Raw genomic sequence first — 11,800 nt, 5'->3', positions numbered from 1 at the left:
GGTTGTGTATTCGCACCCGAACAGGCAACAGATCGGCATCTTACTCAGTCGGATTGAGGCAGTCAATATCGGGCTCTGCCTTCTGTAACTTTACAGGTTTTCACCATCCTGTTAGAGTCCGCGCGCGTACGGAGTCTCTTTGCTAGAGGGGATTGAACCATGATCTGGGTGCCATAAGCATGAGGGGACTATTCGCCGTCGTTGCGTTGGTGCTGTTCATTTGCCTGCCGATCGAGAGTCGGGCGGCCGCTGGGCGCAGCTATCGGGTTCATGGCCAGGTCGTGGCGGTAAACGTCGCACAGGCTCCGCACACGATTGTCGTTAAGACACCCTTGAGCAAGCACAATGATATGACCGTGGGGGCCCGGGTGACAGGTCAAACCAAGGTGACCCGAAAGGGAAAGCGGGTCGGGCTTCAGACCATCCGAGTGGGTGAAGCGGTGTGGCTGACCTATATCAAGCAGCGGGATGGGGTGGTTGCTCAGGTTATCCAGGTTCAATAACATTTCGGGTGTACCTCGCCAGCCAACCAGCCTGTGATGCCCTGGCGGGGGCGGTTTCGACCCGAAGGGTTGTATCCCATTCTTAGGTACGGGCACATTCATCCATCCTAGTTTGAGCTGATGTGGGTTGACTATCGCACGTAGTTTCTTCTATATGGATAGAGCCGTGTAATCTTCAAAGCTCGGACGTCCGTTCTTTTTCGAACAATCCCTCTTCGATTTTCCCTTCCTTCTTCATCCAAATGTAGGGGGTGGGGCTACGCTCTCGGTATTGTTGGACTGCCGGTTGGACCGTATTGTGAGGGTACACAGGCCAGGGCCTGTGGGATAGTTGGTTCAACCTGGGATATGAGGTCTTCGATGATCGATCACATGCGTGGAAATAGCCGCCAGTTACTAGGGGCGATGAGTCTTAGCCTGGGGATACTTATGGGGGCCTGCTCGTGGGTTCCTACGGGGGTGTCTCACTTGGACGTGGGGGCTGAGGATCGTGGCGTGGCGTCCTGGTATGGCGAGTCGTTTCATGGCAAGCAAGCGGCGAACGGAGAACTGTTCGATATGGATGGTCTGACCGCTGCCCATCGGACCCTTCCGCTCGGCAGTGTGGTTCGGGTGGTGAACTTAGTCAACGGGAAGCATGTTCATGTTCGTATTACGGACCGGGGGCCCTATATCAATGGGCGGATTCTCGATCTTTCACGAGGTGCCGCAGCTCGGATAGGGATGTTATCAGGGGGGCTCTCCGTGGTTCGGGTGCAGTTGGTTGGAGAACGACGGCCAGTGGCTTTGCTCTCATCAGAAGCGATGGCGACGGTCTCGACGTCGCTTCTTCTTGGGCGAGAGCAACTCGGTTCGGAGGCGCTGGCATTCCCGTGGGGCCAGTCAGACCCTCTTCTCGTCTATCCTGTTCGACTCTCTCCTGGCGATATCTGGGTCTCGCGGCGTGCACGCCGGTTGACGGGGCTACAGACAGCCGATCATACCGATCATACCGAAGTGGCGACGGTCGTCATTTCCTAGGTCTGCTGCCTGCCGGTCGAACCGCTGGTTGACAGGGCGTGAAGCTCTCCACTAGACTGCCGACTCCCGGTGGGAGCCGGGAAATAATTCAGATCAATTTGGTATACATGGAGGCCCGAATCCGGATGGCGAAGAAAACGGCGACTGAATCGGACGAAACCAGACTTAAAAAGAAGGTGGCGGAGAAATTAACCGGCCACAAAAACCCGAAAGAGGACGAAGCCCTTCGTTCGTTGAAGAAGCGGCTGCGGCGGACGCAACGGAAACGGCGTACGGTCACGTTACGCAAGAAGAATTCGGCTAGCAAGAAAACCGCTGCTCCCGCAAAGTAATGTCCACGGCTTGGGACAGTGATGGGCGAGTGAATTATTAAGGTAGTACCTATGGAACAACCACAGCACAAACAAGAATCTGCCAGCCCTATTGCTCCTGAGACGGTGAGCGACGAATTCACCGATCAGGTAGCCGCGGATTTGACCGGAGAACTTCCAGTCCCAGATTTTCCGATGGCGGAGTTCACCGAGGAAGTGGTCCTTGAAGAAGAGAAGGTCAAGGACGAGATCGAGATTCAGATTGATCTGCTCAAGGACTCCGATTGGGTGGTCCGTCGCGAAGCCGCAATCACACTCGGGGAAATGGGTGATGAACGCTGCGTGGAGCCGCTGTGTAATGCGCTGCGTGACGGCGACTGGCAAGTCAGGGAAGTTGCCATCGAGGGGTTGGGCCAGATCGGTTCTCCTGCTGTCGAACTGTTGATCAAGTTGCTTCGCGATTGGGATGTCAGAAAGTATGCGATTGCGGCGTTAGGGAAGATTCGCGACGAGCGCGTGCTCGATCCGTTGATGCTGCAGCTGAAAAATGACGAGTTTAAGGACGATGCCACGAATGCGCTCGTCGAACTGGGGGAGCCGTCAGTCTCTCGGTTGGTCAAAGCGCTCAAGGACAAGGATGAGATGGTTCAGAAGCAGGCGATCATGGCCTTGGGCCGGATCAAGAGCGCCGAGGCGATTGATCCTCTCATCGTGATGCTCGGTGATAAGGATTGGTTTACCCGGTTGACATCCGCGGCGGCACTCGAGGCGATCGGCGATGACCGGGGCCGCGATGCGATTAAGCCATTGATGAAAGATTCGGATATGGTGGTCAGGATGCGGGTGGAGCGGATCCTGGCGAAGTGGAAGAAGCAGCCCGCCAGCGCGTAGCGGCTATTTACTCAGTTGCCGGTCGACTTCCCGTTGAATGTCATCGATCTTCTTCAGTGAGACCGGTTTCCCCATCGACAATTCCAGCCTGACTTCTTGAATCGTGGCGGTGAGTGCTCGCACGGCGATGGTCGACTCGTCTTGCTTCGCCCCTTTAATCGCATTCTCCAGGGTTTCGACCGCCGCACTTAACTGCTTCGCGGCTTCACCAACATTTTTCTCGAACAGTTCTGCTTTTGCCTGCACCACTCTCGATTTGCTGTCGAGTAGTGCCTGTCGCCTTCGGAGGTCCCATTCGATCCCTCTTGTCGTGTCGTAAATGTTTCGCGACATGTCTGTGATGGAACGTTGGAGGTCTGAGATCGTGTGTTGTAATGTGCCGACCGGGCGTTGGCCGAAATAGAATCCGAGGCCGAACGATGTGGCGGCCAGGAGGAGGGCTCCAACGAATTTCCACATGGCGAGATCCTTTCGACTAATGGGACTTGGTGGATGGCGCGGAGCGTCGGAGTTGTTGCAGGAGACTTCCGGCGGCTGCCAGCCGAATGGCGACGTCTGAGTCCTGCAATCCTTTCTTGAGCAACGGCATCACCGGAGCGGAGCTCTTTCCCAGGGCTTTCGCGGCCATGAGGCGCGGCTGTGGTTGCTGGTCTTGCAAGAGCATTTGTAAAATAACGGCGGCTTGCTTATCGGGCGTTGCGGCCAATGCATGGGCTGCAGCGGCGCGTATAGAGGGATCCGGGTGTCTCGCTAAGTCGGCCGCGAGCAAGATGGCCGATATGTCGCCCAATCGAAGTAGCCCTTCTGCCGCACTGGCTCGTGCCTGCATGCTGGCATCGCGCGTGAGGGCCTGCAGCAATGGTCGGTTCTCCCGTATCCCCAATCGTCCAAGACTCGTGGCGGCGATGGCGCGTACACGCGCGTTGTCATCGTCCAGCGCATGGGTTAAGGGTGCGACCCCACCGGATTGCCCAAAGTCACCCAATGCCCCGGCGGCGAATGCGCGGACCGATGGCTCGGGATCGTAGACCCCCTGGCTCAGGACCGACAGACTGGCTGGGCGCTTCAGTTGTCCCAGCACTCCCAGGGCCGCCATCCGGACCTCGGGGTCCGGAAGCGTTGCCGCGCCGGTAATGTCGGTCAGCATATCCCGTTTGCCGAGCCGATAGAGTGCGGCATAGGCGAACACGGCTTCCGGTCCGTCGTCCGTCCTGGCAATCGCGATGAGCTGAGGCATGATGGCCGTGACCTTGGCCTCGCTCAGCGCGTTCATGGCGGCAATACGTACGGCCGGCATGGCATCGTTCATCGCCCGTTGTAGGGGGCCTGACTTTCCTGCGAGGCCGGCCTTTCCGATCGCTTCAGCGGCGCGCGCTCGGACTAAGACCGATGTATCGAGGAGCCCGTCTTCCAGTACGGCTCGTGTCTCTGCGAGGCCGAGTTCGGCTAAGACGGTGTAGGCTGTGATCCGGACATATTCCTGTGAATCTCGGACATGGCTGGTGACGAAGCTGAGGGCCAATGGCCGTAAGAGGGCTCGATCGTCTGGCGCGTCAGCTGGGACCAACCGGTGGTAGAGGGTGAGGGCCTCTTCCGGCCGTCCAAGCTTGAGGGCACTGTGGAAGGCGAGGCGGATGAGCGATTTCGATGGGGTGGCTTCTGGCGGGATCGATTGCCAGAGTTTCATCACCTGGTCGTACTCGGCCTGGTTGAACGCATTCGTGGCTTCGCGCTCAAGTGCAGCTCCTATCGGGGAGTTTGGCTTGCCTGCTTCGGCTAAAGGGCGGCTAGTGACGCTAGCCCCAAGCGTGAGCAGCAGCAGTATTTGCAGCCAGATGGTGGCGGTGCGACGCTCGGGTGTGGGACTAGGGTGAAGGTCGTTTACCATGTCGAGGGTGTGTGAACCATAGCCGGCGCATAGAGCTTTTCGACGTATTCCTTGACCATTCGTTTGGTGCAGAATCTAGGCGCGTTGGTCCGGAGGTTTTCCTTCATGAGCTGTACCCAGCCGCGGGGTATCCCATCTAGGTCTCGTTGATAGTAGAGGGGGATGGCCTCTTGCTCCAGCATGCGATAGAGCTGTTGGGCATCATGCTCGTCCTGGGCCTGAATATCCTGGCTTTCGAGCAATGGTTCAATGCCCCATCCATTGGCTCCGTTGTAGCCCTCTTTCCACCAGCCATCAAGGACGCTGAGATTGATGACGCCGTTGAGTGCGGCCTTTTGCCCGCTCGTTCCGCTCGCTTCCAAGGGAAAACGTGGGGTGTTGAGCCAAATATCGACCCCTTGGACGAGAAATTTCGCCATGTGCATATCATAGTTTTCAATAAACGCCACATGTCCGCCCAATTTATGGTCGTCGCAAAAACTCAATACTTCATGGATGAAATAGCGACCAGGCTCATCGGCTGGATGAGCCTTGCCGGCAAAGATCAATTGGACGGGACGCCATTGGTTATGGAGCAACTGTTTGAGCCGTTCGAGATCGCGGAACAACAAGGTGGCTCGTTTGTAGGTGGCAAAACGCCTGGCGAAGCCGATGGTGAGCGCTTCGGGATCGAGCAACGTGCCTCGCGTTAAGACTTGCGAGGCCTGGAGGTGGCCCTGCATCCAGCCGCTTCTCGCCCGTTCCCGGATGAAGCTCATCAGTTTTCGTTTGCTGGTTTGATGCACGGCCCAGAGTTCCTGATCGGGGATATCCAGAACCCGTTGCCACATCGCCGTGTCGTCGCATTTGTCCGTCCATTCCGGGCCCAGGTATTTGCCATAGAGTTGGTTGAGCTCTGGTCCGATCCAGGTCGGGGCATGGATGCCATTTGTCACGCTACGGATGGGGACCTGCTCGGTGGCCAGTCCCGGCCACATATGGTGCCACATCTCACGCGAGACCCGTCCATGTTCACGGCTGACCCCGTTCACATGCGCGGCCATTCGGATCGCGAGTGCCGTCATGTTGAACCCTTGTCCCTGGGACTCGGGTGTGTCGCCCAATCGCAGGAAGTCTTCCCGCGAGAGACCCAGTTGATCCCAATAGCCGGTAAAGTACCGGTCCATGAGGTGATGGGGGAACACGTCGTGGCCGGCTGGCACCGGAGTGTGGGTTGTAAATACGGTGCTTTGGCGGACCGTTTCGCAGGCGTCTGCATGCGTCGATCCTTTTTGGGTCAATTCGCGAATGCGTTCGAGTGTGAGGAAGGCAGAGTGGCCCTCATTGGCATGCCAGACCGTCGGTGCGATGCCCAAGGCACGCAGCATGCGGACACCGCCGATACCCAACAGATATTCCTGACAGAGGCGCATCTCTTGATCGCCGCCATACAGTCGAGCTGAAAGAGCTCGATTCTCAGGGCTGTTCTCGGGGACGTCTGTATCAATGAGGTAGAGGGGCACCCGTCCGGCAAGCACTTTCCAGACTGCAGCCGTGACGACTCGACTCCCGATCTCGACCGTAATCCGGCAGGGCTCTCCCGATGGAGTGAGGGCAGGATGAATCGGGGACTCTGCTTGTTTAAATGGAGCATAGGCTGCTTCTTGCCATCCTTCTGGCGTGATCCGTTGTCGAAAATATCCTTGTGGATACATGAATCCAATTCCCACCAGGGGCACGCCCAGATCGCTGGCTTCCTTGCAATGGTCCCCGGCAAGAATGCCCAGGCCACCACTGTAAATCGGGATGGATCGATGTAGACCAAACTCCGCAGAGAAGTAGGCGATGGTGGGGGCTTTCAAGTCGCCATGTTGTGTTTTAAACCAACTTTGTTTGTTCTGCAGATATTCGTCAAATATCTTGAGGGCGGCAGAGTACAACCGCATATACGAGGGATCTTGGGTGAGGTGCATGAGCCGGTCTGGCCTGACTTTCGCCAGTAGCTCTACGGGGTTGTGGTGGGTCAGTACCCAGAGGGTTGGATCGATGTGCTCAAACAGTCGACGAGTCTCCGGGGTCCAACTCCACCAGAGGTTATGCGCCAGCTCCATGAGACGTGAGAGGCCGGATGGAATGCCATTCGGTACACTGGTTGCTGTTTGCGAAGTATCCACTGCACCTCCAAGTTTCTGATGGGGAGTTGGCGTCGTCGTGTGGGAACGGCCAGATGCAACTGGCGAGAGCGGTTAGGCGTGACCGGCTTTATGCCAGGACGTCCATTCGTCGGAGAATGCCACGGAGGCATAACGTTCACCAAGGATTTTTGCCACGCGATTCATTAGCCTGGTGACTTGTTGCATGTCCTCCGGAGGAAGATCTTGTCGGAATCGCGGGTGCAGTCCCCAGCGAGTTTCGACTTCTTCTCCCTCGACGGTTGACATCACGCTGACTAATTTGATTTCGGTTCCTGTTGGCCCCTGAGGTTCAGGTGTCGCAGGGGGCGGTGACAGGGTGGATGCGGTCGCGGTCGCTGGATCGGCGGTATTGACGGCAGCGGCTGGTGGCGCGTCTCCGGCTAAGACGGCTTTGATGGCTGGAATGACGGCGCTCGCGCAGAGGGTTGCCGCCGAGGATACGTGCTCGTTCCCTGCGATGCCCATCGCATCGGCGACTCGTCCGCCAAAGTCTTTCAGCATCTCGGTTTTCTCGGGGGTATCCTCAGTGACCAGGAACCGGTATCGCTCATAGGTTTGCCGGCTTTCTGCCACCGCCGCGCCGACGGTGAGCATGATTTCCGTTTGGTCGGCGCCAGTACCGAATGCCGGCTCAAGCACACTTTTCAATTGCAGGGTCACGGCGTCTTCGAGGCTGTCCATAAACAGAGGCTGGTCCTTGATCGGCAAGTAGAGAATGGAGAGCCGGTCCGTGAGGTTGAACATGACTTTGAGGAATTCAAGGTAGATGCCCCATTCATCGTGTCGCTTCAATTTCAAGGCTCGCTCCGGGGCGTTCCGTTTCATGACGGTCACGGACTCGCCGGCGACGGCGAGTATGAGTTCGGCGATTCCGCGGAGTTGTTCGCTATAAGGATTTTTGGACGTTCCCACAATGACCTCACATATAAAAAGAGGGGCCATTATATACAGGTTACGGCGTGGTCTCCAAGGGCCGTCTCTCTGGTAGGTCTTTTGATCGGTCAGGCTTGGGTCGGGACCGATGGGTCGATTTGAAAGGGCCACCCCAGTATGCTATAGAGCGCGACCACCTCACGAGCTGCCACATGAACCGAGACAGTACCCCGTATGTGTTGAAGCGGTCGCCGGACCAAGGGCCGGCCTCCGTGCTCTCGCTTAACTATGCCGCGGCGTTGAATGCCCAGCAGCTTGCAGCGGTGACTGCGGGCGAAGGGCCGGCTTTGGTCATTGCCGGCGCCGGCAGCGGCAAGACGCGAACGCTGGTCTATCGCGTCGCCTATTTGATCGACTCGGGGGTCGATCCGTCTCACATCCTGCTGCTCACCTTTACGCGAAAATCGTCGCAGGAGATGCTTGAGCGGGCGGGCGAGCTGATTGGCGTGCGTAGCGAGCGGGTGCGTGGCGGTACGTTTCATTCCGTAGCCAATATGTTGCTCAGGCGCTATGGTCGATCGATCGGCCTGGAGCCCGGCTTTACCATTCTGGATCGGGGTGATGCCGAAGACTTGATCGCCCTGGTTCGTGTGCAGCTGGGTTTGAACGAAAAAGACAAGCGCTTTCCCCGCAAGGGGACGATTGCAGAGATGTTCAGCAAATCGGAGAATACCCTGCGCCCGCTCGACGAGATCGTCGTCGAAGAGTTCAATCATTTTGCGGACCATCTGGAGGCGCTTGGGCAGTTACAGCAGGGCTATCAGGTGTCGAAACGCCAGCGTCAGCTGGTAGATTATGACGATTTGCTGGTGCTGCTGCGGCGGCTTTTGATGGAAGATGACGCGGTCAGACGGACGATTTCATCGCTGTATCGGTACATCCTGGTGGATGAGTATCAGGACACCAATCGCTTGCAGGCGGATGTTATTCGGCACCTTGCGTCCACTCATCGGAACGTCATGGTCGTCGGCGACGACTCGCAATCCATCTATGCGTTCCGTGGTGCGACGTTCAAGAACATCATGGAGTTTCCGTCTCTCTTTTCCGGCACCACGATCTATAAACTCGAAGAGAACTACCGCAGTACCCAGCCGATCCTGAATCTGGCGAATGCCGTTATCGACGTGGCAACCGAGAAATATACGAAGCGGCTCTTTACTCGGAAGTTGGACGGGCCATTGCCGACATTGGTGGAAGCGGCAGGGGAGAATGCGCAATCGCGTTTCATCGCGCAGAAAATTTTGGAGCTGCGGGAGGAAGGGGTCCCGCTCGGCGAAATGGCGGTGCTGTTTCGGTCGAGCTTCCATTCCTTCGATCTGGAAATTGAGCTGTCGCGCCACGGACTGCCATTTATCAAGCGTGGCGGGGTTAAATTTATCGAGACCGCACATGTGAAGGATCTGTTGGCCCATTTACGAGTGGTGGCGAACCCGCTGGATCTTGTCAGCTGGCATCGCGTACTCATGCTCATCGAAGGGGTCGGGCCGAAGAAGGCCCAGGATGTCATGGCGGCGTTGGTGAAGTCTGATAATCCCTATCGCGCCCTTTCTATGATGCCGGGGCGAACGGGGAAGGGGTTGAAGGATTTGGCGTTGACGCTCGAAAGTCTTGCGGGAGACGAAGCGCTGCGGCCGGCGAATTTGGTGAGCCAGATCTATGAGTATTACTTGCCGATTTTCAAGGACCAGTACGACGACTATCCCAAGCGTGCACGGGATCTGGACCATTTGCAGACGATCGCGGAGCGGTATCAAGAGCTCGAAGCCTTCTTGTCCGATCTGGCGCTGGAGCCCCCGGATGGGAGCGCCGCCGGCAATGGGGCTCCCGATCGCGATGACGAGAGGCTCGTGCTGTCCACCATCCATTCGGCGAAGGGGCTTGAGTGGCAATGTGTATTCGTCATGTGGGTTGTGGATGGACGGTTTCCATCGGTCTATGCGTTCGGTGAAGATGAGGAGCTGGAGGAGGAGCGGCGGCTGTTCTATGTTGCCGTGACGAGAGCCAAGCGGCATCTGTACCTCACCTATCCGATCAATGTGTTCGATCGGGGAAGTGGCATGGTGCTCTCGAATCCCTCTCGCTTCCTGGATCCTGTAGCGCCTGCGTTGCTGAATCAGCTGACCCTCATGGAGGAAGGTGGGCGGCCTGACTGGTATAGCCGCGATGACCATGAGATGTGACCGATACTTCCCGCGATAGCCTTCCCACCCTCGAGTGGATCAATATCGATGGTGCCTATGTTGCGTAGAGTGGCCCTGATAGGCCTCCTGTTGGGCGGACTCCTCTCCCTGCCGAATGCGGGGTTGTCGGAGGAGCGGCCATCGTTGACGGACCGGATGTGGCGTCAGCTGCTCAGTGAGGCCCAGACGCTGGGTCTTCCGACGAAGTTCCTCAAGGCGATCCCGCCGAGCTTCATCCAGTTTGAGTTCGACGATTTGCGCACCTATGCCGCCGAGTATCATCTCGGCGAGCATCGGATGGTGCTCAACCGCGCGTTGTCCTTTAATGGCGCCGGCGCCACGTTGCGTCCGCTCGGACGGCTTACGCATGTCGAAATCGAGACGCTGTACCACGAATTGTTTCACGCCTATGTCGATTATTTGGCCACGACGGCGGCTGAGGCGTTGCCGGACCCGATTCTCACGTTCGCAAAAATGCAACAGGGCTGTCGCTATGGAGCGGTCCTGATCACGCCGGTGGTGCAGAGGAAGGGCGAAACGGAGGAGCGATTTCTGACGGAACGTGAATCGTGGGAAGCCCTCAACGAAACCTGGGCGGTGTTTGTCGGGTGGATGGTGTGGAATCAGTTGGAATTGACGAAGGGCGCAGGGCCGTCGATCCAAAAGTCCGGGAGGAGTCAGGACGAATGGGTGCGTCGTCTCAGGATTGCCGATCGTGAAGGGGCCCTCCGAGGATATTACGAGCCTGAAGACCCTGCTGAGAGGGTCGTGACGCACAAGCGATACTTGGCGGCAGCCTCGCGCTTGTCGTCAGAGGAAGCGGTGGTGCTGATGAGGGATGTGATGGGGGCCTCCCCCGGTCTCCTTGCCCGCGCGGTGGGAGTGCTAGCTGGACCGGACGAGAGGGGTCAGCGAGAGGGGCAATGTGACGGCAAGCGCTCGCACTCCATCATGCCATGACATTGTTTCAAGAATAGTAGGGGAGAGGTGAGGCTGGTGGTGCCGAAACTCGTAAAAGAATGGTCATTCGGCAGGGTCGCTTGTGGGTATGTCTGAGAAAAACAAGACAATTCTGATTTTGGGTCTTGACTTCGCCATACCCCATCAATAGAATCGAGCGTTTCCTGAACAAGGCTGTGCCCGCATCTCGCCGCAATTGTCCTTATTTATAAGGACAGGGGGAGATGTGCGTGGACCAGCTTATTCTTCTTTCATCATCATGCGATGAAAAAGAAGCTGATAATTGTGAGAATAGATTTATTGTGCGGGGCGTTTTGGGCAGGTACCCAAGTGGCCAAAGGGGGCAGACTGTAAATCTGTTGCCATCGGCTTCCAAGGTTCGAATCCTTGCCTGCCCACCATCATTATAGTTTAGCTTGTGGGGCGTAGGGGTTGGGGCTTGATTGAGGACAGTTGTGAAGTGTGCTGCAAGGTTTGAGACTGTGGGAAGAATATGGGCGGGCGTAGCTCAGTGGTAGAGTTCCAGCCTTCCAAGCTGGCTGTCGTGGGTTCAAATCCCATCGCCCGCTCCAAACCGAGCTTGCTCGACCCGGAGCGAATACGATGGGCGCGACGGGAAAAGGCGTGAAGTGAAGGCCCACGTAGCTCAGTTGGTAGAGCACGTCCTTGGTAAGGACGAGGTCACGCGTTCGATCCGCGTCGTGGGCTCCAGGTAGGGCTTGCTCGATCAGTGCGCGTATTATTTAGTTAGCGCGACGGGAATAGTGCGTTGGGAGATTTTCAGAAAGGGAGTTGAGGCATGGCGAAGGCGAAATATGAGCGGCGGAAGCCGCACGTGAATATCGGGACGATCGGGCATGTGGACCACGGCAAGACGACGTTGACCGCGGCCTTGACGAAAGTCTGTGCGGAGAAGGGCATGGCCAAGTACATTCCGTAC

General features: G+C 57.3%; 11 protein-coding genes and 3 tRNA genes. 10 read left to right on the top strand and 4 right to left on the bottom strand.

The features are described from left to right. Positions 1-179: 179 nt before the first annotated feature. From Q8N00_09300 to Q8N00_09285, 4 genes are all read left to right on the top strand, one after another. Positions 180-503, top strand: a complete 324-nt coding sequence (locus Q8N00_09300; GenBank protein MDP2382987.1) for a hypothetical protein — start codon at positions 180-182, stop codon at positions 501-503. Positions 504-863: 360 nt separating this feature from the next. Beyond that, positions 864-1,523 (top strand): septal ring lytic transglycosylase RlpA family protein, encoded by a 660-nt coding sequence (locus Q8N00_09295; GenBank protein MDP2382986.1) that lies wholly within the window; start codon positions 864-866, stop codon positions 1,521-1,523. A gap of 125 nt (positions 1,524-1,648) precedes the next feature. After that, a complete protein-coding gene (locus Q8N00_09290; GenBank protein MDP2382985.1) occupies positions 1,649-1,855 on the top strand; it encodes a hypothetical protein in 207 nt (68 codons plus the stop codon). A gap of 51 nt (positions 1,856-1,906) precedes the next feature. Continuing rightward, on the top strand, positions 1,907-2,725 hold the full coding sequence (locus tag Q8N00_09285) for a HEAT repeat domain-containing protein (GenBank protein MDP2382984.1): 819 nt from the start codon (positions 1,907-1,909) through the stop codon (positions 2,723-2,725). Between the two features lie 3 nt (positions 2,726-2,728). Here the strand turns inward: Q8N00_09285 and Q8N00_09280 are convergent, their stop codons facing one another. The 4 genes from Q8N00_09280 to Q8N00_09265 form a co-directional block, all read right to left on the bottom strand. Next, positions 2,729-3,184, bottom strand: a complete 456-nt coding sequence (locus Q8N00_09280; protein ID MDP2382983.1) for a hypothetical protein — start codon at positions 3,182-3,184, stop codon at positions 2,729-2,731. A 16-nt stretch (positions 3,185-3,200) separates the two neighbouring features. Next, positions 3,201-4,613, bottom strand: a complete 1,413-nt coding sequence (locus Q8N00_09275) for a HEAT repeat domain-containing protein (GenBank protein ID MDP2382982.1) — start codon at positions 4,611-4,613, stop codon at positions 3,201-3,203. Beyond that, on the bottom strand, positions 4,607-6,766 hold the full coding sequence (gene glgP / locus Q8N00_09270; protein MDP2382981.1) for an alpha-glucan family phosphorylase: 2,160 nt from the start codon (positions 6,764-6,766) through the stop codon (positions 4,607-4,609). The genes Q8N00_09275 and glgP overlap by 7 nt, the downstream gene beginning before the upstream one ends. Positions 6,767-6,838: 72 nt before the next feature. Next, a complete protein-coding gene (locus Q8N00_09265; protein MDP2382980.1) occupies positions 6,839-7,699 on the bottom strand; it encodes a hypothetical protein in 861 nt (286 codons plus the stop codon). Positions 7,700-7,872: 173 nt separating this feature from the next. On the opposite strand from Q8N00_09265, the gene Q8N00_09260 reads away from it, so the two are divergent. From Q8N00_09260 to Q8N00_09235, 6 genes are all read left to right on the top strand, one after another. Further along, on the top strand, positions 7,873-9,900 hold the full coding sequence (locus Q8N00_09260; protein ID MDP2382979.1) for an ATP-dependent helicase: 2,028 nt from the start codon (positions 7,873-7,875) through the stop codon (positions 9,898-9,900). Positions 9,901-9,948: 48 nt separating this feature from the next. Further along, positions 9,949-10,860 carry a hypothetical protein gene (locus Q8N00_09255; protein MDP2382978.1) on the top strand — a complete coding sequence of 304 codons (912 nt, stop codon included), beginning with the start codon at positions 9,949-9,951 and terminating at the stop codon, positions 10,858-10,860. A gap of 316 nt (positions 10,861-11,176) precedes the next feature. Next, positions 11,177-11,261, top strand: a tRNA-Tyr gene (locus tag Q8N00_09250). Between the two features lie 96 nt (positions 11,262-11,357). After that, a tRNA-Gly gene (locus tag Q8N00_09245) sits at positions 11,358-11,432 on the top strand. Between the two features lie 63 nt (positions 11,433-11,495). Next, positions 11,496-11,571 (top strand) — tRNA-Thr (locus tag Q8N00_09240). 88 nt (positions 11,572-11,659) lie between these two features. Beyond that, a partial coding sequence (locus Q8N00_09235; GenBank protein MDP2382977.1) for a GTP-binding protein occupies positions 11,660-11,800 on the top strand: 141 nt, incomplete at its 3' end.

This window comes from Nitrospirota bacterium (assembly GCA_030684575.1).
Taxonomy (GTDB): Bacteria; Nitrospirota; Nitrospiria; order Nitrospirales; family Nitrospiraceae; genus Palsa-1315.
This window is presented reverse-complemented; position numbering and strand designations above follow the sequence as displayed.